Source organism: Limnohabitans curvus, assembly GCF_003063475.1.
Taxonomy (GTDB): domain Bacteria; phylum Pseudomonadota; class Gammaproteobacteria; order Burkholderiales; family Burkholderiaceae_C; genus Limnohabitans; species Limnohabitans curvus.
This window is the reverse complement of record NZ_NESP01000001.1, coordinates 128,004-148,911: the sequence shown is the minus strand read 5'-3', so window position 1 is coordinate 148,911 and position 20,908 is coordinate 128,004. Positions and strand designations below refer to the sequence as shown.

General features: G+C 52.8%; 25 protein-coding genes and 1 other RNA gene. 10 read left to right on the top strand and 16 right to left on the bottom strand.

Features of this window, described 5'->3' with window-relative positions:
* Positions 1 to 71: 71 nt before the first annotated feature.
* The gene (trxA, locus tag B9Z44_RS00650) at positions 72 to 404 is read right to left on the bottom strand and encodes a thioredoxin TrxA (RefSeq protein WP_108358769.1); all 333 of its coding nucleotides are present in this window, start codon (positions 402 to 404) and stop codon (positions 72 to 74) included.
* 69 nt (positions 405 to 473) lie between these two features.
* On the opposite strand from trxA, the gene B9Z44_RS00645 reads away from it, so the two are divergent.
* Complete coding sequence (locus tag B9Z44_RS00645; protein WP_108401408.1) at positions 474 to 1,130, top strand: DsbA family oxidoreductase; 657 nt, start codon at positions 474 to 476, stop codon at positions 1,128 to 1,130.
* Here B9Z44_RS00645 and B9Z44_RS00640 read toward each other — a convergent pair.
* Positions 1,127 to 1,999 (bottom strand): formate/nitrite transporter family protein, encoded by an 873-nt coding sequence (locus tag B9Z44_RS00640; protein ID WP_108401407.1) that lies wholly within the window; start codon positions 1,997 to 1,999, stop codon positions 1,127 to 1,129. The two genes, B9Z44_RS00645 and B9Z44_RS00640, sit on opposite strands and share 4 nt — an antisense overlap.
* Before the next feature lie 85 nt (positions 2,000 to 2,084).
* Here B9Z44_RS00640 and B9Z44_RS00635 point away from each other — a divergent pair, with 85 nt between their 5' ends.
* The gene (locus B9Z44_RS00635; RefSeq protein WP_146179022.1) at positions 2,085 to 2,366 is read left to right on the top strand and encodes a hypothetical protein; all 282 of its coding nucleotides are present in this window, start codon (positions 2,085 to 2,087) and stop codon (positions 2,364 to 2,366) included.
* On the opposite strand, the gene B9Z44_RS00630 is transcribed toward B9Z44_RS00635, so the two are convergent.
* The 4 genes from B9Z44_RS00630 to B9Z44_RS00615 all read right to left on the bottom strand — a co-directional run bounded on the left by B9Z44_RS00630 (position 2,356) and on the right by B9Z44_RS00615 (position 5,365).
* Entirely contained in the window at positions 2,356 to 2,757 is a 402-nt protein-coding gene (locus B9Z44_RS00630) for a hypothetical protein (RefSeq protein ID WP_108358765.1), read from the bottom strand. The two genes, B9Z44_RS00635 and B9Z44_RS00630, sit on opposite strands and share 11 nt — an antisense overlap.
* A 54-nt stretch (positions 2,758 to 2,811) precedes the next feature.
* Positions 2,812 to 2,908: signal recognition particle sRNA small type (gene ffs / locus B9Z44_RS00625), an RNA gene on the bottom strand.
* A 44-nt stretch (positions 2,909 to 2,952) separates the two neighbouring features.
* Entirely contained in the window at positions 2,953 to 3,417 is a 465-nt protein-coding gene (locus B9Z44_RS00620; protein ID WP_108358764.1) for a hypothetical protein, read from the bottom strand.
* Between the two features lie 205 nt (positions 3,418 to 3,622).
* A complete protein-coding gene (locus B9Z44_RS00615; RefSeq protein WP_108358763.1) occupies positions 3,623 to 5,365 on the bottom strand; it encodes a PHA/PHB synthase family protein in 1,743 nt (580 codons plus the stop codon).
* A 394-nt stretch (positions 5,366 to 5,759) separates the two neighbouring features.
* Here B9Z44_RS00615 and B9Z44_RS00610 point away from each other — a divergent pair, with 394 nt between their 5' ends.
* Positions 5,760 to 8,000: an FAD-dependent oxidoreductase gene (locus B9Z44_RS00610; RefSeq protein ID WP_170108448.1), complete on the top strand. Its 2,241-nt coding sequence runs from the start codon at positions 5,760 to 5,762 to the stop codon at positions 7,998 to 8,000.
* A gap of 1 nt (position 8,001) precedes the next feature.
* Here the strand turns inward: B9Z44_RS00610 and B9Z44_RS00605 are convergent, their stop codons facing one another.
* The 9 genes from B9Z44_RS00605 to B9Z44_RS00565 all read right to left on the bottom strand — a co-directional run bounded on the left by B9Z44_RS00605 (position 8,002) and on the right by B9Z44_RS00565 (position 14,465).
* Positions 8,002 to 8,595, bottom strand: coding sequence for a universal stress protein (locus B9Z44_RS00605; protein WP_245912732.1), 594 nt, complete (start codon positions 8,593 to 8,595; stop codon positions 8,002 to 8,004).
* 19 nt (positions 8,596 to 8,614) lie between these two features.
* Positions 8,615 to 9,730 (bottom strand): tetratricopeptide repeat protein, encoded by a 1,116-nt coding sequence (locus tag B9Z44_RS00600; RefSeq protein WP_108401404.1) that lies wholly within the window; start codon positions 9,728 to 9,730, stop codon positions 8,615 to 8,617.
* Between the two features lie 6 nt (positions 9,731 to 9,736).
* A complete protein-coding gene (locus B9Z44_RS00595) occupies positions 9,737 to 11,221 on the bottom strand; it encodes a DUF4384 domain-containing protein (protein ID WP_342748850.1) in 1,485 nt (494 codons plus the stop codon).
* Between the two features lie 228 nt (positions 11,222 to 11,449).
* Positions 11,450 to 11,872, bottom strand: a complete 423-nt coding sequence (locus tag B9Z44_RS00590) for a hypothetical protein (RefSeq protein WP_108358760.1) — start codon at positions 11,870 to 11,872, stop codon at positions 11,450 to 11,452.
* Positions 11,873 to 11,963: 91 nt separating this feature from the next.
* Complete coding sequence (locus B9Z44_RS00585; protein WP_108401403.1) at positions 11,964 to 12,425, bottom strand: hypothetical protein; 462 nt, start codon at positions 12,423 to 12,425, stop codon at positions 11,964 to 11,966.
* A gap of 250 nt (positions 12,426 to 12,675) precedes the next feature.
* Entirely contained in the window at positions 12,676 to 13,176 is a 501-nt protein-coding gene (locus B9Z44_RS00580) for a hypothetical protein (RefSeq protein ID WP_146180565.1), read from the bottom strand.
* A gap of 75 nt (positions 13,177 to 13,251) precedes the next feature.
* The gene (locus B9Z44_RS00575; protein ID WP_108358757.1) at positions 13,252 to 13,707 is read right to left on the bottom strand and encodes a hypothetical protein; all 456 of its coding nucleotides are present in this window, start codon (positions 13,705 to 13,707) and stop codon (positions 13,252 to 13,254) included.
* Positions 13,697 to 14,092, bottom strand: a complete 396-nt coding sequence (locus tag B9Z44_RS00570; RefSeq protein ID WP_108401401.1) for a hypothetical protein — start codon at positions 14,090 to 14,092, stop codon at positions 13,697 to 13,699. Before B9Z44_RS00570 ends, B9Z44_RS00575 begins: the two co-directional genes overlap by 11 nt.
* A 34-nt stretch (positions 14,093 to 14,126) precedes the next feature.
* A complete protein-coding gene (locus B9Z44_RS00565) occupies positions 14,127 to 14,465 on the bottom strand; it encodes a hypothetical protein (RefSeq protein ID WP_146179021.1) in 339 nt (112 codons plus the stop codon).
* Positions 14,466 to 14,667: 202 nt separating this feature from the next.
* Between B9Z44_RS00565 and B9Z44_RS00560 the strand changes: the two genes are divergently transcribed.
* The 3 genes from B9Z44_RS00560 (at position 14,668) to B9Z44_RS00550 (ending at position 16,433) form a co-directional block, all read left to right on the top strand.
* A complete protein-coding gene (locus B9Z44_RS00560; protein WP_245912731.1) occupies positions 14,668 to 15,360 on the top strand; it encodes a response regulator transcription factor in 693 nt (230 codons plus the stop codon).
* Between the two features lie 117 nt (positions 15,361 to 15,477).
* Entirely contained in the window at positions 15,478 to 16,122 is a 645-nt protein-coding gene (locus B9Z44_RS00555) for a LuxR C-terminal-related transcriptional regulator (protein ID WP_108358754.1), read from the top strand.
* Positions 16,123 to 16,136: 14 nt separating this feature from the next.
* Positions 16,137 to 16,433: a hypothetical protein gene (locus tag B9Z44_RS00550; protein WP_146179020.1), complete on the top strand. Its 297-nt coding sequence runs from the start codon at positions 16,137 to 16,139 to the stop codon at positions 16,431 to 16,433.
* A 15-nt stretch (positions 16,434 to 16,448) separates the two neighbouring features.
* On the opposite strand, the gene B9Z44_RS00545 is transcribed toward B9Z44_RS00550, so the two are convergent.
* The gene (locus B9Z44_RS00545; RefSeq protein WP_233246860.1) at positions 16,449 to 17,189 is read right to left on the bottom strand and encodes a Crp/Fnr family transcriptional regulator; all 741 of its coding nucleotides are present in this window, start codon (positions 17,187 to 17,189) and stop codon (positions 16,449 to 16,451) included.
* Positions 17,190 to 17,593: 404 nt separating this feature from the next.
* Here B9Z44_RS00545 and B9Z44_RS00540 point away from each other — a divergent pair, with 404 nt between their 5' ends.
* From B9Z44_RS00540 to recR, 4 genes are all read left to right on the top strand, one after another.
* On the top strand, positions 17,594 to 17,992 hold the full coding sequence (locus B9Z44_RS00540) for a LexA family protein (RefSeq protein WP_108358751.1): 399 nt from the start codon (positions 17,594 to 17,596) through the stop codon (positions 17,990 to 17,992).
* Between the two features lie 92 nt (positions 17,993 to 18,084).
* Complete coding sequence (gene dnaX, locus B9Z44_RS00535) at positions 18,085 to 19,941, top strand: DNA polymerase III subunit gamma/tau (RefSeq protein ID WP_108401400.1); 1,857 nt, start codon at positions 18,085 to 18,087, stop codon at positions 19,939 to 19,941.
* 43 nt (positions 19,942 to 19,984) lie between these two features.
* Positions 19,985 to 20,308, top strand: a complete 324-nt coding sequence (locus B9Z44_RS00530; protein ID WP_108358749.1) for a YbaB/EbfC family nucleoid-associated protein — start codon at positions 19,985 to 19,987, stop codon at positions 20,306 to 20,308.
* Complete coding sequence (gene recR, locus B9Z44_RS00525; RefSeq protein ID WP_108358748.1) at positions 20,309 to 20,905, top strand: recombination mediator RecR; 597 nt, start codon at positions 20,309 to 20,311, stop codon at positions 20,903 to 20,905.
* Positions 20,906 to 20,908 lie beyond the last annotated feature (3 nt).

Sequence of the window (20,908 nt, the reverse complement as noted above, 5' to 3'; positions counted from 1 at the left end):
AATTATGACAGGAAAAAAGCCCGCAGACCAAATAATCTGCGGGCTTTCTGGATTGACGTTTTTGGCAGTTTTTAAGCCAATTGTTGGTCAATGAAGGCGGTCAACTGGGCTTTGCTCATGGCGCCCACTTTGGTGGCAGCCAGTTGGCCACCTTTGAACACCATCAAGGTGGGGATGCCACGGATGCCCAGCTTACCTGGGATATCGCGGTTTTCGTCCACATTCATCTTGGCGATTTGCAGCTTGCCTTCGTAGGCGGTCGCTACTTCATCCAAGATGGGGGCAATCATTTTGCAAGGACCGCACCATTCGGCCCAATAGTCCACCAACACGGGTTTGTCAGCTTGCAGAACGTCTGCTTCAAAGCTGCTGTCGGTGATGTGTTTGATCAAATCGCTGGCCATGGTTTATTTCCTCTTTCAATTGGCGATAGAGCTACAGTTGGGGCATTGTGGCAGAAACCAAGTACCCCCATGAAAACTCTCACCATTGATGTTGTCTCCGATGTTGTCTGTCCCTGGTGCTATGTGGGAAAACGACGTTTAGAACGTGCTTTGGCACTTTTGGCGGTTCAGCATCCCGATGTGGACCCCGAAGTGCGCTGGCATACCTTTCAGCTCAATCCAGAGATGGCCCCCGAAGGCATGGCCCGCGTGGACTATGTGCGCAACAAGTTTGGCGACGAAGGCAGTGCCATTTACGAACGTGTGGCTGGCGTGGGCAAAGAAGTGGGTATTCCATTTGCGTTTGATCGCATTGTTCGACAGCCCAACACGGTCGTGGCGCACAGCCTGATTGCCGTGTCAGAGCCCGGCATGGTGCAAGACGCGATGGTGGAAGCCTTTTTCAAGGCTTATTTTCTGGACGGCCTGGACCTGACCCAAGCCTCGGTGTTGCTAGACATTGCCGAGTCAGCGGGGATGGACCGTGCGGTGGCCGAGCAGCATTTGCAAAACTCGGCGCTGCACAGTCAAACCATCGACAGCGACAAAGCTGCGCGTGAGATGGGGATCACAGGCGTGCCGTTTTTTATCTTCAACCGCCAAGTGGGTCTGTCTGGTGCCCACGAGAGCGAGACCTTGTTGCAGGGCATGGTTGAAGCGATGAACGCCACCGCCACAGACGATTAATCTTTTTCGATCAACGGGGTTTGAAGGGGCTGAGCCGCTGCCGCTACGCGGTAGATGAGGTGGTAAACCAAACCCACAAACACACTGCCGCCCACGAGGTTGCCCAAAATCACGGGCACCAAGTTGCCAAACATGCCGGCGACGCTCAAGGCGTTGCCCGCCACGCCAAGGGCGTTACTCGCTGTGACTGGCTCAAAGTGTTGAATGATGAGCGCAAGCTGCATGACATACATATTGGCAATGCTGTGCTCAAACCCCGCAGCCACAAAGGCGGTGATAGGAAAGACGATGGCAATCACCTTGTCCACCACACTGCGGCCTGCCATGGCCATCCACACGGCCATGCACACCAGCACGTTGCACAGCACGCCTCTGAAAAACGCTTCATGCCAGACCAAGTTTTGTTTGGCCAGTGCAATTTTTAAAACGGTTGTGCCAATGGCTCCGCCATTCATGTGCGTGTGACCGCTCAGGTACACCAGCAGTGCCAAGCCAGTGGTACCCACAAAGTTGGCCGCGCACACCCAGAGCCAGTTGCGCAGCACTTCGCGCGTGGTGATTTGCCCATCCGCCCACGCCATGGCCAGCAAGTTGTTGCCTGTGAACAGCTCAGCCCCTGCAATCACCACCAAGATCAAGCCTAAGCAAAACACAAAGCCGCCCAGCAGCTGGCTCACTGCAAAGCTGAGGCTGGCATCGGACTTGACGATGATGAAAAGCAAGCCGCCCAAGCCAATAAATGCGCCCGCCAACAAGCCCAGCATGACCAAAGGTAGGGTGGCCATGTGCGCTTTGGCGACGCCCACGGTTTCTACTTTGGCGGCGATTTCTTTGGGGGCATAGGCATCAGAGCCAAACAGTTCGGGCATAAGCGTTGTGGCGAGTGTTGATTTGCTGAATTTACTACTTCAACTGGCAGAATTGATGCACTCTTTGTTTTTTCGGAGCCTATGTATGTCTCAGTCATCTTCCAACATGGTTCGCGCCTTGGTGTTGCGCGAGTTAGAAGCAGGCAAACGTGACGATGGGCTGTGGCTGCAAGCCATGTCTGAATCGAAGATGGACTCAACCAAAGCACAGGTGCGCTACTTAGAGTTGCGCACGCAAGCCATGCAAGGTGATGTGAAGGGGCTGCTGATCAAGCAAATTCGTGGTGCAGTGGCCCAAGACACTGGCGTGCGTCTAAGCAACGCCAGCTTGGCGGATTACCTGTCGGCCAAAACACTCAACAAATAACGTTGCGCAGTTTGGGCGGCATGTCTATCGCGGGGTAACGCTTGGCCGGCTTGACTTGCGTGCGTTGGAGCGACAGCATGAGTTCTGTGTACGCCGAAGGGTCTGGCAACTTGAATTCATGTCCCATACCAATGTGTGTCGCAGCGGCTTTGCGTTGCAACAACTGAGAAACCATCATGTGGATGTAGGCGTCTTTGGCGCTGTCTGACCAGGTTTCCCACTCTTCGCGGAAGGTCTTGATGTGGGCGCGCAAAAATTTGCCCAACTCAGCACTTTCGACCTCGTGCTGGATGGTTTCGTGGGCCTTGTCGATGAAAGGCTGAATGGCATCGGGCGCTTCAGGTGCGCTCGGTACAGGATCTTGGGTTGCTTCGGTGATTTCTTCGGCCATCCCACCGTATCGGCACGGGTTGAGCTTTTCTTTAGCGGATAAAGAAAAAATATAGGTGACGGGCCCGACCCTCAGCACTGGCTCCACAGTTAGGGCTGCTCGGTTCCCCGCCTGACCCAGTTGGCCGCTTCACCATGTGAGGAGGCCCGTCAAACTCAATTGTAGGACACAAGCGAGTTTTTCAAGCCCGCCGCATCAAGCTTCTTGCTTTTTTGGGGTCTTGGCTTCTTTGATGAGGTGGTGGTTCGACGCGGCGCTCCACGACTGGTTCGCCAACTCAGCCGTGCGCTTAGACGCCGCTTGTGCGGAGTCAATCACATGGTTGCTCATTTCCAAAGCCGATTTGAAGGCGGTCAGCATCAAAGCCGAGCTGGCCAAGGAGCCATTGGGAAGGTGGTCAATGGACGAGCTCAGCGATTCGCTGCTTTCAATCAACTGTTTTTGAAGCGCATTCATGAAGGCCAGATGCTCTTGGTAACCCATTGAGTTTGTTTTCAACGCAAACTCAATCCAATCGTTGGCGGTGGCCGCCATGTGCTCGGAGGTCATTTGCATGGCCGCTGTGGAGTTTTTGGTTTGGAAAATATCGAGACATCGCGCTTGCGCTTTTTCCATCATTTTGGTGTTTTCTTTGACCGCCAGCTCCATGAATTTCTTCATGTAGTTGGACAAAGAGTTTGAGTAAAGCGAGCTTGATTGCGTCAGTAAATTGAGATGAGGCATGGATTGATCTTTCATATAGCTACCCTGTTGGTGAAGTCGGCAAACCGATGGTGTGGATGGAATGAGTCATACGTTGACTCATTCACAGTGTCTGGTTTAGGCGCGAAAAAATGCGTTCGCTAAGCCACATACCTCGGCTTGCTCAGTCGTCGTATCGCACGAAGACATATGAGCCGGGTGCTTGTGTGATGGGGTCAAGTGCCTCGCGCTGATGCGCAGGGATTGACCCGCTGCTGTGCGTCACAAGCCACGCATGCCACGCTGGCCACCAAGAACCGTTCACAGACTTGGCTGTTTGTTGCCAAGTTTGTGGAGACTCGATGCGTGAATTCAAAGGCATGGTGTGTTGTTGGTAGCTGCGGTCCGTTGCGCCTACAGGCGAGAGAATGCCTGCGTTATGCCCACCACTTGCCAAGACGAACGTCACTTCCGATTGGGTAAGTCGGCTCACCTCATAAGCCGATTGCCAAGGTGTCACATGGTCTTTCACAGTGCCTACGGCAAACACGGGCACACGTATGTCTGACAACGAAACCGGCACGTCATCTACTTCGTATTGACCCAGTGCAAGTGCATTGTGCAGATAGAACTTGTGCAGGTATTCGCTGTGCATGGATGCAGGCATGCGGGTGACGTCTGCATTCCAGAACATCAAGTCGTTCATCACATCGGGCTGCCCCAACCAGTATTCACGGATACGTGCGGACCAAAATAAATCGCGTGCTTTCAAGAATTGAAAACACGCGGCCATTTGCCGACCGCTTAAGAACCCTTGCTCGGCCATGATGTCTTCAAGCAAAGAAACTTGAGGCTCGTCTATGAAGACGCCCAACTCACCAGGGTTGCTGAAATCTAACTGTGATGCCAGCAACGTCATGGACGCCACAGGAGCAATCTTTTCTGCCCCTTGGATTGCACCCGGTCTTGACAGTGCGGCAACCGCCAACCCCAACAACGTGCCGCCCAAACAATAACCCACCGTATGAATCGGTGCGCCTTGGGTGCGCTCGGTGACGACCGCCAAATTGTTGAACACGCCAAGCTCTAAGTAATCCCGCATGTCGAGTAGCGCATCGGAGGCATCGGGATTGCGCCAAGACAACATGAACACCGTGTGACCTTGATCGACCAAATACCGCACCATTGAATTCATGGGCGAGAGGTCAAGGATGTAGTACTTCATGATCCAAGAGGGGACGATGAAGATGGGCTCACGTTGGACCTGTTGGGTGCTGGGCGTGTACTGAATCAATTCAGCCAAGTGGTTGCGATGGATCACTTGACCGGGTGTGCAGGCCACATCTGTGCCAATGCGAAATTGCGTTTCTTTTTTCAAACGCGGCAAACCCTGGCTGTCACGCCAGTCATCCATGGCATGAGCCATGCCGTGAGCCACACTTGCACCGCGTGTGTCGAACATGGTTTTTAAGATCGTTGGGTTGAGTGCAGGTGAATTGCTAGGCGACAGCATGTCGAGCCATTGCCGGATGAAAAAGTGCATCACATCTTGGTGGTGATGCTCCATCCCACGCAGCTGGGTCACTTTGCTCCACCAAGACTCCACCATGTGGTGCATGTCTTTGGCGCCAGAGAAAGGCCACGTTTGCCAGTTGGCATCGGCATAGCGTGGGTCGTCGGCGGTGAGGTCTTTCTGAGCGGCATGGGCCTCGGTGGTTTGACGCCATGTGTCTAAGGTGTGACACATCAAGAGGCTGGGTGATGTGGCCATGTGGTAAGCCCAATCCGTGCTCGCCAGTGCCAGTGAAATGGGGGAGAGACCACCGGTCAGCGCTGCCAGCGAGACCTCAATCTGACGGTCAAGTGCGAAGGCCAAATCTGATGCAGAGGGATCGGCTGAGTCACAAATTTTGGGTCGGTTGATCACATGTGCATTTCATGAATAAAAGAGTCAGAAAAGTCTAACGAGAGAGTTCCCAACGCATCTGTGCGATGCGTCACCCATCAGGCGATCACGTTTATCACTTTTACGTGTGATGGCGCACAGTGGGATTGACGCACCCTTCGTACATTGAATCCGTATCAGTTTTATGTGATTCAGTATGAGCAAAACATTTGATCCCTCCATTCAACAATTGCCGACGTGTCGCAACTGTCACAACCTGTTGGCGTCTGACAGTTCACAAACTGGATTTCGGTGCGGACTGGTTTATTTCAGTCTTCCTCCGAGGGAGCGAAAGCCAATCCAATACCGGAACTATCCCGAAGTGGTGGCCGAGTCTATTTGCCCTGCGTGGCGCGTGAAGGCCTGACGATTGGGTGTGGCGAATCGCTTTGACTTTGTCATCGTGGGCGGTGGCTTGGCTGGTGTCACGGCGGCTGAGACGCTGAGGAATGAAGGCGCCCAAGGGCGAATTCTTTTGCTCACGCAAGAGGCGTATTTGCCGTACCAACGACCGCCGCTGTCCAAGAAGTTACTGCTGCGCGACGAACCCCCTCAGCCTAGTCTGATCTTGTCGGCATCCAAGTACCAAGAGCTGTCGATTGACGTGCGTTTGGGGGCGTTGGTGACGTCGGTGCAACCCATGCATCAAACGTTGCGAACGCTCACACATGAGGTGATTCATTACAAAAAACTACTCATCGCCACAGGCGTGAAGCCGAGTCGCTTGGCCATTCCAGGTGAGTATTTGCAAGGGGTGCACCACTTACGCACCTTGCTGGATGCGCAAGCCATTTGGCGCAGCATGCAACAAGCGCGGCGCGCTGTGGTGATTGGCGGCAGCCTGATGGGCTTAGAGGTCGCGGCCACGCTGCGCCAAAAAGGGCTAGAGGTAACCTTGATTGAACGCGACAGTGTTTTAGAAAAACTCAGCACTCCCGAAATTTCAGTTCATTTCCAACACAAACTAGAGGCGCAAGGCGTTCAAGTTTTGATTGGCGATATGCCGGCGTCATTTCAAGGCAGAACCGCGGTCGAGTCGGTGACCACCGCGGCAGGACGAACCATCGCCTGCGACTTGGTTGTGGTGGGCGCAGGGGTAGAGCCGGACATCCAGTTCTTGAAAACCAGTGGCCTCAAGTTGGACAACGGCATCTGTGTGGATCGTTTTCTTTGCACCAACAATCCCCATATTTTTGCTGCCGGCGATGTGGCTAACTTTCACGATGAGGTGTTGAATTGCCAACACCGTGTTGAGCATTGGGACAACGCCGTCAAGCAAGGGCGTGTGGCGGCACGCAACATGCTTGGAAAGAATTTGCCCTATGCCGAGGTGAGCTATTTTTACAGCCATGTGTTTGACCAGAGTTTCACCTTGTTGGGTGTGGTGAATCAACATGCTGAAAAAATTGAGAGAGGTTCATTGGCTCAAGGGTCGTACGCCTCGTTTTTTTTGAAAAACGACATTCCCCGAGGTCTCTTTGCATTGGGGCGACCGACGGACGAAGTCAAGGTGACGGAAACGCTGATCAAACACCGTGTCAACCTTCATGCGCTCAAGCATGACCTGTCTAACCCTGACTTTCGTTTGAACCACATTCCCAACCAGACCATTTTCATTTTGCAAGGTGGCGGTGCGTTGGGTGCCTTTGAGTGTGGTGCCGTCAGCGCCTTAGATGCCGCGGGCATACGGCCCGATATCGTGGCGGGTATTTCTATTGGTGCGTTCAATGGCGCCATCATCGCTGGCAATCCAGATGACCCTGCTTCCGCGTTAAAAGCGTTTTGGCGAGACCTCGCTTTGGTATTGCCTGAGGTGCCAGAAGAGAATTTGCGGCGTTTTTTTGCTTCTCAACACGCGGTGTGGTTTGGTGTGCCAAATTTTTTCAAACCACGCTGGCTCATGTCGACGCTCAAGTCTGAGAACACATCCGCCCGGTGGCCAAGTTTCTACGACTTGACGCCAGCCAAAGCGTTGCTCACACGATACGTTGATTTCAGCCAACTCAAACGCAGTCCCATTCGTTTGCTGATTCAAGCCGTGGATGTGCAGACGGGTGAGCTGGCGATGTTTGACAGCTACATCGATGACCTCAAGCCTGAGCACGTGCTGGCCAGCGGCAGCTTGCCCCCCGCGTTTGCTTGGACATCAATCGGCGGCAAACGATATTGGGATGCTGGCATTGTCAGCAACTCCCCGTTAGAAGATGTGTTGGCTCGCTGTGGCTCTGCAGGCAAACGCGTGTTCATCATCGATTTGTTTCCCGGCAAACGTAGCTTGTTGCCGCAAAACTTATTGGATGTGATGGGACGACGCGATGAAATTGTGTATGCCGAGCGTATTCATACAGATTTACGGATGAGCAATTTGGTGCGTGACTACCAACGCTTGGTCGAAGAAATCGTTCACGAGTTGCCAGCAGATGCGGCTAAGCGCATTCAGCATCAACCACGATTCATTCAGATGATGGGGGGCGAAGCCCCCATGGCGATTACCCGTATCGTGCGCGAGCACAGTGGCCACGTGCCGTTTGCCAAGAGTTATGACTTTTCTCTCAAAACGGTTGAGCAATTAATTCACGCCGGTTACCGCATGGCTAAGAAAGCCATCGGCTTGTGATTTAACTTTCTGTCGCCTCGGGGTTACGGATCATCAGCACCGGAACGGGGGCCAGTCGTGTGACTTGCTCGGCGCCACTACCTAGTAAAAATCTGCCAATCCCACGGCGTCCGTGTGTGCCCAACACAATCAAATCGGCACCCCAAGACAGGGCTTCGTCTGCAACGGTATCGCCGAGTCGTGCACCGGCAAAGTCAATCAGCTTGGTGTCGCCTTCAACGCCCATGGACTTCATGCACTCGAGGCCTTCAGCCAAAATTTTGCTGCCGTATTGGCGTGCGTAATCCACCATTTCTCCTGAATATTCATAACCCGATACATAGGCTAATTCATCGACGGCGTGAATCAAGCGGACTTGGCTCTTTCTTTCGAGCGCGAACTCAAGCGCAGTCGCAACCGCTTTTTTCGAGGTGTCGCTGCCGTCTGTCGGGACTAAGATTTTTTTAAACATGGTCATGGTGATCTCCAAGTGTGAGTCGATGGCATCTAACTGCCATGCGGTGCATGTCGATGGTTGAGGAACTTCTGGCGTTTGGGGCACTGGTGGTTCGTTGACCAGCGGTTCACCGGTCAGGAGTTGGACTTGGGTTGGCATGGGCAGTGCGCATTCAGCGTCATCCGGGCGTGGCCGCCGTGGGTTTCCAGAGCTTGGGCAGCAAGTCATACAGCGGCGTTGGTTCGCGGTGCAACAACTGAACGGCCGATTGACTGTTGAAGTGTGGTGTTTTGCCTGTGACATCCGCATTGGCCAATTGCCGCATCCAAACCATGTCGATTTGCCCATCGGGTTGTGTGCGTGCAAAGATCAAATTCAACATGCGCTTGGCCTCTAGGCTTCCCAAACGCTCTGCCATTTTGTAGAGCCGAACAGCTTCGTTGTAATTGGCAGGAATGCCTTCGCCGCGATGGTATTTCTGTGCTTGTTTGAACAATGTCTGAGCATCCGCACGCGTGGCTGGCTTGGACTTTTTGGCTTGCTCTGCCGCGCGTTGCTGTGTTTGCCGGTCTCGGATGAGCTTGGCGTTATCAGCTGCGATTTGCGAGTGCACAGCGGCACGATCAAAGTAGACCAGTGCTTTGTCTGTGCGGTTCAGCGAGGCGCTTTCGATGCCCAATTCGATGAGCGCATGCACATCCCCTGAATTCGCAGCCGACACCAGCAAATGCCGATTCGACAACATGCCGTTTTTGCCGTTGATGGGCGAGAGTTGTAGTTTTGAAACCCACGTCAAATAGTGGGCCCGTGGCGCATCAATTTTTTCCAGCACGCGAATCCACTTTTCCGCCTGACTTGGATCTGGGAAATGCCCACAACCCTGCAGCTCACACCACGCCAGACCGGCGCTGGCCATGGGTTCACCTCTGTCGTAGCTGATGTCAAACCAATGCCGCGCTTGCGCTGCATCGGCGCGGACGCCTGTGCCATGCAAATACAGCAAGCCCAAAATCCAAGCTGCACGGGCAGCCACTGGATCCTCATGCGCGGCGGTGTGCGTGGTTTGCGCCGCCATGCTTTGCAGTTGTTCCAACTCTTTGGCTTGTGCGGGCGAGAGGGGCTTGAGGTAGCGCGTTTGTAGCTCAGGTGTGCCCGTCTCTTGTTTGGGTTCTAGCAGCGGTGCCACGTCTGGCAAGGACTGACTCAGCAGTTGTGTTTTCTTGTCCGGCGACTGCGCTTGACCCGTCGCCGTCACCAAGAGCGCACTCAGCAGAAAGTACAGACGGGTTTTCATGCCGCGTTATCCACGCTTGCCAGGTTCAGCGATACGTCGAGGGGCTACGCGCCACTCCATCGTGCTTGATGTGAACTGACCTTTAGGCAGTACTTCGGTGTAATGCTTGGCCACGTCTTTCAAGCCTTGGATGCCGGGCATCGGAGTGAACGCTTCGGTGCGCATGGCTTCAGGCAAGCGTTGGGTCACGTCATCGTCGGTGGCGACGCACAGCACGCCTTCTGTGCCCGGTGACGCGGTTTCAATCATGTAGCCAGGGTTGGGGCTCATCCAATCGGGCAGACGAATGGCCTGGTTGGCACTGACTTGTGATTGATTCGACATGGGGTTAGGTATCAAACGAATCACGCCGCCCGTCGCGTTAGACAAATAACAAGCCAAGTGCGAGGCCCGTGACACGGTGGCTGAGACAAACACTTGCTCACCCACTTCAAACTGTGAGCGCCCCATCATCACGTTTTCAATTTGCAGGTTGATGCTGCGCGGCCCTTCATTCTTGCCATACGACTTGCCCGAACTTGCCGCCACTTGTTTGCTGTTGCGCATGTCCACAGGATCGGAGGCCGTGGGCGACCAGCCGTAGCGCATCAAGTTGCCGTCCATATCGAGCGAGACAAAATCGCGCAGCGCACGTTCGTAGGTGTTGAAGTCCACCACGCCCGTGACGACCATGCCGTTGTCCGATTGAAAGCGACCCAGTGCGGCGCGGAATGCCGACACATTGTTTGTCTCCAACATCGATGCTTCGCTCATATAGCCTTTGGAAATCAAGGAGCGTTTGACCAAACTTTGGTGAACGCCCATGGTGCCTTCGTCATACCAATCGCGAAGTTGACGCTGAAAGTTGGGGTGTGTTTGCTCCATCGTCAAACACTGCCAATACGGCACACGCGCCCATTTGCCGGTGAGTTCAATGACAGCCAGCTCTACCAAGGTACGAATCGCAGCGCCAGAGCCTTGCGCATAGTCTTTGCCGACGTTGAACTGCCAGCCGTATTCGCTGATGCGGCCTGCTAAGTCAAGACCTTGGCCGCCATTGCCAATGACCACTTCGTTGGCTGAGTCCATGCCGGGGATGAGTGTGCGGGTGCGAAAGTCACCCAAATGCAGCTCCAGACCGATCACGGTGGCGTTGCGGTTTTTGCTGTAACCCGTTTCCAGTCGTGAGCCCGATGTGCCCACATCCATGCGGTTGTTCAACACGTTTTGATCGACGAATGAGACGGCGCCTGACAGATAAAGCGATGGGCGCTGAAGTTGAATTTGGTTGTTGTTCAACAAGATGTTGGTCAGGTTTTGCACCGTGTCTTGGCGGACCAAGTCCACTTCATAGTCGACATATCTGAATGCATTACTCAGACGCGACATTTGCAGCAAAGCAGTCACCACCATTTCTTTGGCCGCCACAGGGGCACGTGTGGAATAGTCTGGAATTTGTTTGCTGGTGATCAACGTGGTTGGGACTTGTGCGTCCCTGAGCAATCTGTCCATGCACTGCAACGAGTCTGAAAAGCTTGACATCGAACGAACAGGACGAACCGTCGGCCTACTGGCTGCATTGCCGTAGCTTTGAAACGCGGCATCTTTGCGAACATCAGAGGGGGTGCTGCACGCCGTTAAGGACATGGCCAAGATGCAAAGCAGCGTTTTATGTAGGGGTTTGGCGTGAAAAATCATAAGATTTATGTGTCCAGGTTTTTAAAATTGATGCGCAAGATGTCAACGACAGATGTTCACGAGATCGCCTCGTAACACCACAATTTGGGGGTCAGTTCTAGGGCCGTAGCGTGCTGTGGCGGCGGCTTGGGCGGTGTTGCTTGCGAGTTCTTGTACGCAAACTTTTCGCAAGCCATCCGTGGCCACGGTATTCACGATGTTTTCATCGGTCTGGATGCCTGTTGTGTCTGCTGAAAAAGCTTTGGCGAGTAGTCGTGCCAGTTTGGCTTCCATCCACGAAGGCATTTCTTGGTTGTTGTTTTGAGCTGCGGATGGTGTTGCAGGATTGAGGGGCAGCATTTCACGCATGATTTTTTGGTTCAGCGTCACAGGGTCTTCGCCAGGAACTGGCTGCGCGCCAAGTTGCCAAGCAAGCAATGTCAGCGTGAACCCAATCACGTATTTGAAGATTTCAAATGTTTTCATGATCAACCTATTCCCCAAATCAAAAAATGCAAGGTGATGACCTTGTGGTGCAAACGACCCTCAGTCACCACCTTGCAGGTACTGGCTCAACTTATTGGCAAGTCAGGCAGTTGCTGTTGGAAGACAAGTTTTGCAACGCTTTGCCACCCCAGCTGGCTTTGTTGATGACCGCAGAGTCTTTGATGTAAGCCATTTGCACAGTGGCTGTGCGCAAACCGTCTTCACCCACGTTGGATGCAATGTTTTGGTTGGCTTGACCGCCAAAACCGCTGTTGGCGATCAAAGCGTTTTTAGTCATGACCAATTGGGTTTCGGTCGCATTGGATGCAAACGAACCGACGTTAGACGCCAAGTTTTGTTGTGCTTGACCGTTGAAACCGAAAGCTTTGTTGATCACGGCTGTGTTCACCAAGACAGTGGCTTGAAGCGTGGGGTTGCTTGGGGTTGGGTTGCCACCGTTGCCATTGCCGTTGCCATTACCGTTGTCAGCGAAAGCAAATACAGAAGCAGTGGTTGCAATGATGGCCAAGGCGATAGAAGAGATTTTTTTCATGATGATTTCCTTTGAAACAAAGTCGTAAAGTTTTGCCAAATATCTTTTGATACTGGCTGCTTAGACGAAACTTGAAAGTTGCCTTCTCGTTTTGTCTGCCGTGAGTTTCTAAAAATCAGCACATCCAAACAATCCACTTGATTGGGTATAACTTGCTGCATATAGACAGGCGCATCGTCTTGTGATTTGCACAATAAAAAAGGCACCCGACAGCGTCGGGTGCCTTGAAGGCGTTGTGAAACCCTGCGGTTCAGGGCGTGGGTTTATCGTCTCTCGCGGAGCGAGCGTACTCTGCCGCTTTGTTTGACATCAGCACGGCTTGTGCAGCGAAGGCTGCAGCTTTCTTTGAGGCGTCGGCTGCCACCGATGAGCCTTGCGCCGATGCGTCTTCTGCGTGGTTTGCAACGGCAAGCGCCGCCGCCGCGGCAGCAGAGGCGGCGCTTGCTGCACTTTGTATCGCTGACTCTGCGGCTGAGGTTGCGGCACGCGCTGCACCCTCGGCTGCTTCAAGCATCGGAACTGATGCGGCCCGTTTGGCAATGTCCAAACACTTCTCTGAGCAGATGGCTGAAAACTCTGCAGCTTTGGCTGCTTGTTCGGCCGACTCGGTGGCGTGCTGGGTGAGCCCACGCAGCATCAACAAGGTGTCTGCATAACGACGGTTGGTGTCTAGGTAACTTTGCTTGAGCTCTCGAAACTCGTCGCGCATAACAGCCACTTCTTTTCTCAAAATATCTATGGTTTCTGTCATGTAGGCATCCTCGCAATTTAGAGTTGATTTGATATGCATGCCATCCTAGCGTCTCAAGCGCTTGATGTGTATGCATTACTTCGTTGTCTCGGTGGCCGATTCTTTTTGGAGTGATTCTTTGTCTAAGACGTGCGTCACCCCTGCCATCAACAATTGCGACAACACGCTCAGCCAGATGTTTTTTTGCGCAAGCCATCGCCAAGGACGGCTTGCCGCAAATCCAGCACCGGCCAGCAGTGCCAGTCCAAGCATCCAACCTGGGTGCTTTCGTGTCGTTGCTTGCACTACGTTTTTTGCGTGATGCAGACTTGTGAGCGTGGATGTTTCTGTTGGCAGTTTGGCGGACCGCTTCAGTACGCGTTCTGCAATGGCGATCAAGAGCAGTCCGGCCAAAACATTGGGGCTTGTCGATGCCGCGGTGTTAGAGGTGTCAGCCGGTGGTGGCACGGGGTGCGCTTTGAGCCAGTTGGCAATGTCTTGTCGCGTGCGCGCGAGTTGCGCGCCAGGGTCTTCGGTTGGCTCAGTTGACATGGGTGTCGAGCAAGGCCATGTCTGCGGCAATTTGGCCCTGTAATTCGTCCCACCATGGATGTGGTGGCTGTTGGCGCAACGCAATCCATGTCAGGACAAATCCTGTGAAGGGGAGGGCTGGCACCAAGACAAAAATCCAAGCATGGATCAATTCTGTACTTGGCGTTGTGCCCCACATCATCAGAGCGATCCCTAAGAAGCCGAGAAACATCACGGCGCATACGACCAATGCCACCCACAAGCACAGACGGTAGCGCATGTAGGCCGCCGCAAGTTCTGCTTCGTTGCGCATCAGTGCGGCATAGCCCTGCATGTGTTGTGTAAACAACTGCGGTCGCGCGAGCAACAAGCCCCATACCGCAGCAATGAAATTGGTGGCATTCATGTTTGTTTTTGTCTCCTCCAGCGGTCCATAAAGATCAGCGCTTGTCGCGATGACCAATCCAGTTACCCAAAAACACCAATGCGGCACCAACGCCTGCTGCAATCAGCAAAGCCTTGGCGGGTTCGTGTTGTACATACCCCAAGGCTGATTCCCGTGCCTTGAGTGCTTGCGTGCGGATTTGTTCGGACTGTTGATGCAAGGCTTGCGAGCTGCGTTGTAAGAGGTTTGCCGCTTCTGTTTTTAATTCATCCACGGTCTTGGCCATCTTTTGTGCATATTCTTCCGAGTGGCACGATGGCGCGTGCGATGGTTGGCTGGTCGCGCTGGATTTCGCAGTGTTATCGCCAAGTGCGAGAGGAGTTGGGGAGGACATCAATAATTTCCTTTTCTAAGATGGATTGAACTTGGGGTACAGAAGATCACCCAAGGGCAATTATTCTTATGGGTTTGACGCAATATATTTGTTCGTTCTCGCACATATACATTTGTCCATCGCTTACCGGTTCCCCGTTATCCAAATAATGGTTTAAGGGGATTACTTTGAATGCCTTACTTCTTTATCTTCTCTCCCCCCTTTGTTTGATTACCTTGAGTTGTTCAAGGCATTGACAGAGATGGAAAGGTATCGAAAAGTGGCCATTGACCTTGTTCTTGCTGATCCTCACCCAGTGGTTTTAGATGGGTTGCTTCATATATTTCAAAATATGGATGGTTTTTCTGTCAAATCCTGCGCAACCGATGCGGAGTCAGCCCTAAAGGCGGTGATGGAATTCAAGCCAGACGTATTAATTACAGAGCTTATTTTGCAAAATAAGACAGGTTTGGTATTGATTGAAGAAATACAAAAAAAAGCCTTGAAAACACATGCGGTTGTCTTTACAGGGGCTTGCATACGCGATGTTTGTAAAGCCATTGATTTGGGCGTGCAAGGCATGGTGTCCAAGGACAAACCGAAACATGTGCTGGCTCAATGCATTCAAAGCGTTTATGCCGGGAAAAAATGGCTGGACAAAGACTTGACCCTCCATACGCTGACGCACTTGTTGGATAAAAAAACCATCCATGCGTCCTTGCCAGAGGTGTTGACTGCCCGTGAAATGGTGGTTGCCAAAATGGTCAGTGAAGGGCTGCCTAATAAAAAAATTGCACAAAACCTTTACATCACTGAAGGCACGACAAAATTACACTTGCATCATATTTACCAAAAACTCAACTGCCCAGGACGAGTGGCGCTGGCATTGCACATTCAAAGTAATGGGTTAAATTAACCTATCGATATACCTCCTTTTGTGTGTTGTCGCTCGGTGTGTATTGATATATGTGCCTATATTCACTTCTTTAAATGCTGTGTTTTCAGCGCGGTTTGAGATGAAGGGGATATATATATGCCAATTCGTGTTTTCGTTGCATACAACCAAAAGGTAATTGCAGAAGGTGTTGCTGCCATGCTGAGAACGAACTCAGACATTGAGGTGGTGGGTGTGTGCGATAGCCACAATTTTGATTTGTCTCAACTGGAAACATTGATGCCAGATGTGACGGTGATTGGCAGCAGTGCGGTGGATAAAGACGGTAACGGCTTATATGCACTGATTGCATCGCACGCTTTAACCAATCATTTTGTTGTTATTTCCAGTGGCATTTCGCGCTTATCCATTAGCGATGCATTGAAGGCAGGGGCAAAAGCTCATATTTCAATGAATAGCGAGGTGACAGATTTGATGGCCGCCATTCGATTGGCTGCGGTTGGGTCATGTTATTTGTGTGAAAAGTCTATGCATGAACTCACCCGTGATGTGGAGGCACCGATGTCGCAAGCGATTGCTGTCAGGCGAGAGCTGGGCCACCGTGAGACACAGGTGCTGCGGCTGGTTGCTGTCGGGCGAAGTTCGAAAGAAATTGCACGTAATTTAGACATTTCTCCCAGCACAGTGGAGGTGCATCGCCGCAACATCATGCGTAAATTGGGCTTGCACAAAGTGGCTGACCTCACGCGCTTTGCCATTCGTCACCAAATGGTGGTTGTTTGAACGGGGACGCCAGCATGACACGACTTCGCCCACAACCACCGCATTTGACAGCTTCTGTCGTTTTGCAAAAAAATGAGCGCATGGATAAAGTTGCCTTAGACGCACGGGTCAACGAAGGCTTGACTGTATTGGCAAAGGCCATTGGCATATTTACCAGTCACTATGCTTTAGATGTCTCCTACGATGTAGAGATCTTGGTTCAAGATCATTCGATCATCTTAAAAGGACGTGTCGTGCCAGCGCCTTCCTCAGCGCCCAAGATGCACTTAAGCGCTGAGGAAATGCAAGCCTTATTTGAAATGAATAATTAGACTGCTATAAAAGGGCTAGCTGACGAGTCTGGATAATAACGGTGATGGAATAAGCTTTTCATATTCATCTTTCACGATGCCATAACATTCGCAGGCGTGACGGGTCAGATTCTCACGGTTTAGTATAGATATGTGACCACGTGTATATTTAATAAGCCCGTCATTTTGAAGTTTCTTCGCGGCATGGCTAATGCCCTCTCGGCGTACGCCCAATGTTTTGGCAATCAACTCATGTGTAAAAGTCAATTCATTGCCTGGAATTCTGTCTAAGTTTTGAAGAATTGTTTTGCACAGTTGTTGATCAATTGAATGGCGGCGGTTGCAAACGGCGGTTTGAGAGGCATAGCTCATCATGGCTTGCATGTACCGCAGTATCAACCGCCTAAAAGCACTTGAGTTGTTGAACTCCTCGAGTAGAAAGTCAGTTTTGATTCGGTAAGCCGACCCGCATCCAATGACCACGGCTTTGCTGTTGGTCGACTGCGTGCCCATGAAGGTGCAAACGCCACATAAGCCTTCATTGCCTATTTGCGCAAACTCAGCGGAGGCGCCATCTTGAAAGTCATACTGCAGTGAAATAATACAATTAACCGGAAAGTAAATATGCTGTATGTTGCATCCAGTTTCGTAAATAATTTGGTCAATTTTTAAATTAACCATTTCAAACTTAGGTTGCCATCTTTCCCATTCTGCGGAAGGTAAGGCTGCAAGCAGCCGGTTGCTGGCTTTAATTGGATACATGATGCGAGAGTTCACAAATACCGCCTTTTCAATTTATCCGTGTTGAACCGAACTGAAAAAATTGTATGCCCTCAAAAAGATAAGTATTGTGCGTTTGCGAACACTACTTGCATATTACTTATTCTTACGAAATATTTTCTCCGAATAAAGTGAATACATTTTAAATACATCGTGTCGCACTTGTAATTAAATCGGACAGATTTCAATCTAAATATTTATGGAAGATGCCATAAAAATACTCATCGGTGATGTATTTATATTTGTGTGGATTCGCACATAAAAGATTTGCGAAAAGATATTTATTTATCAAATTATTGATTCTGTGCTTAATCGAACAGATTGAGATTTGTATTTATTTTTAAATTCCTGACGTTGGTTTTTTATTTGTAAATCCACCTAAGTGGGGAAGGGCGAATTTCATGTCTTCAAAAAATGTGTATCTCAATTACTTGGTTCAAAGCAAAGCAGAGCCGATGGATGCCATGCTTTCGTATGTATCCCCTGCCTGTGTCCAGTTGCTGAGCGCCATTGCGGTCGCCGATTTTCAAGGTCAGCCCCTGACTATTTCTCAAATCATGGCGATGATTCACTTCGCAAGCCCTGGGACGATTCACCGTCGCGTTGAATCGCTGCGCCAAAAGGGTTTGATTGATTTGATTTACAAAGATGGCAATCGGCGTACCAAATACATTGTTCCGACCGAGGCTGCCAACGCTTACTTTGAAAAAATGGGCGATTTGTTGGTTAAAACTTTGTCGATCGAATCCCCGCGCCATGCGTTTTATGTAGATACCAATACGCTAGCTTGCGCAGCATAGGTAAGGACCGACTGCTGAAGCTTGGGTGGTGCAGGCTGATCGGTTGGTCTGTTTCTTGAGAGGGCGTGCGCTCGCTTTAGAATCAGTCGCTTATGTCCTACCTCGTGCTCGCCCGTAAGTACCGCCCAAAAACCTTCACAGAGATGGTGGGGCAAGAGCACGTCGTGCAGGCGCTGACCAATGCCCTGACCACCCAACGTTTGCACCATGCCTATTTGTTCACCGGCACACGCGGGGTGGGCAAGACCACGGTGTCGCGCGTGTTGGCCAAATCGCTCAACTGTCAGGGTGCGGACGGCACGGGAGGCATCACCGCCAACCCCTGCGGTGTGTGCCAAGCCTGTACCGACATCGATGCCGGTCGCTTTGTGGACTACACCGAGTTGGACGCGGCTTCCAACCGCGGCGTGGACGAAGTGCAAAGCTTGCTGGAGCAAGCTGTTTACAAGCCTGTGCAGGGCCGCTTCAAGGTCTTCATGATTGACGAGGTGCACATGCTCACCAACACCGCGTTCAACGCGATGTTGAAGACGCTGGAAGAGCCGCCTGAATATTTGAAGTTCGTACTTGCCACGACCGACCCACAAAAAGTCCCGGTCACCGTGCTGTCGCGCTGCTTGCAGTTCAACCTGCGCCCCATGGCCCCCGAAACCGTGCTGGAGCATTTGGGCCATGTGTTGGGCCAAGAAAACATTGCTTCCGAACCCCAAGCCTTGCGCTTGTTGGCTCGTGCTGCACGCGGTTCTATGCGCGATGCGCTGAGCTTGACCGACCAAGCCATTGCCTACGGCGGCGGCCAGTTGCAAGAAGCCGCTGTGCGCCAAATGTTGGGCAGTGCCGACCGCTCGCATGTGTTCCGTTTGATTGAGGCTTTGGCCCATGGCGATGGCAAATCGGTGGTCGAAACCTCAGAAGCTTTGCGTTTGAATGGCCTGAGCGCTGCCGCGACGCTCGAAGACATGTCGATGGTCTTGCAACGCATGGCCGTGCTGCAAGCCGTGCCCGACATGGCAGAAGCCGATGCCTCAGACCCTGAAGCGGCCGAGATGGCACGCTTGGCGGGTGTGATGCCACCCGACGAAACCCAGTTGCTTTACAGCCTGAGTTTGCATGGCCGTCAAGAGCTGGGCTTGGCCCCAGACGAATACGCCGCACTGACGATGGTGCTGCTGCGCTTGCTGGCGTTCAAACCACAAGCCTCGCATGCAGCTTCGGCCTCGGCTGAAAAAAAAACTCTAATTAATCCGCAGCGCGCTGCTTCGCCACCTGCCGCGGCTGCACCCGTGCAACCCGCAGCTCAGCCATCGCCTCCTGTTGCGCCACGCCCCGCCGAGCCGCCGCAACCCTCAGCCTCCGTGCAAGCCTTGCCGGTGCGGGACATGCAACCACGCGAAGTGGCACCTTGGGAGGATGACCCCAGCTACGACCCCGATGGCACCGACTGTCCCAGCTATGACCACGATTCAGACGCCGCTGTGGTGGCCATGCCCGTGCGCCAGCAAGCCGAGCCCAGTGCTGCGCTTGAGCCGCAAATGCCCACCACCGACGTGCCGCACATCGAGGCCACACCCGAAGGCGAGTTTTGGCACAAATTGGTGATGGACATGTCTGCTGCTGAAACCATCAACGCCTTGGTGCGCGAGCTGGGTTTGCAGTCGCAACTGGTCGCGCGCGACACCGACACCTGGATGCTGCGCGTCGAGCGCGAGTCGCTCAACAGCACCACCAGCCGCGAACGTTTGCAAAAAGCACTCGAAACCGCGGGCTACCCTGTGCGCCTGACCGTCGAAGTGGGCCGTGTGCAAGACAGCCCTGCCAAGCGCAATGCCGCTGCCGCCGCGCAGCGCCAAGCGGGGGCAGAGGCCATCATCCTCAACGACCCCTATGTTCAAAGTTTGATGCGTGACTACGGCGCCAAAATCGTGCCGGGTAGCATCAAGCCGCTATAAATCAGACCGTTTTAGTTTTATTAGTTTGTAAAAGGGAAAAATCATGTTCAACAAAGGACAACTCTCGGGCCTGATGAAGCAAGCCCAAGCCATGCAAGAAAACCTGAAAAAGGCACAAGAAGAGCTGGCCTTCGTCGAAGTGACCGGCGAATCAGGTTCTGGCTTGGTCAAGGTTTTGATGACCTGCAAGCACGATGTCAAACGCATCACCATCGACCCCAGCTTGCTGGCCGATGACAAAGACATGCTGGAAGACTTGGTGGCTGCCGCCTTCAACGACGCGGTACGCAAAGCTGCTGAAACCAGCGAAGCCAAAATGAGCAAGCTCACCGCTGGTTTGCCACCTGGCCTGAAACTGCCGTTCTAAATGAGCGACACGTCCGTGCTGGAAGGCCTGATTCAGGCCCTGCGCCGTTTGCCCGGCGTGGGGGTGAAATCGGCCTCGCGCATGGCGTACCACTTGCTGCAACATGACCGCGAAGGGGCGGAGTTAATTTCTCAGGCCTTGCACCAAGCAGCGAGTCAGGTGCAGCACTGCGAGCGCTGCCACACCTTCACCACCCAGACGGTCTGCGACACCTGCTTGGACGATGGCCGCGACACCACCCGTTTGTGTGTGGTGGAAACGCCCGCCGACCAATCGGCGGTGGAGCGCACAGCCGCCTACAAAGGGCTGTACTTTGTGTTGATGGGGCGCATCAGTCCGCTGGACGGTTTTGGCCCCAAAGACATTGGCCTGGAAAAGCTGATGGCGCGCGCCAGCGATGGCATGGTGAAAGAAGTGATCTTGGCCACCAATTTCACCGCCGAGGGTGAAGCGACGGCGCATGTGTTGAGCGAGGGCCTGAAGAAGCGCGGCGTCCAAGTGACGCGCCTAGCCCGTGGCGTGCCTGTGGGCAGCGAGCTCGAATATGTGGACTTGGGCACGATTGCCCACGCGTTGGTGGACAGGCGCGACGCTTAACGC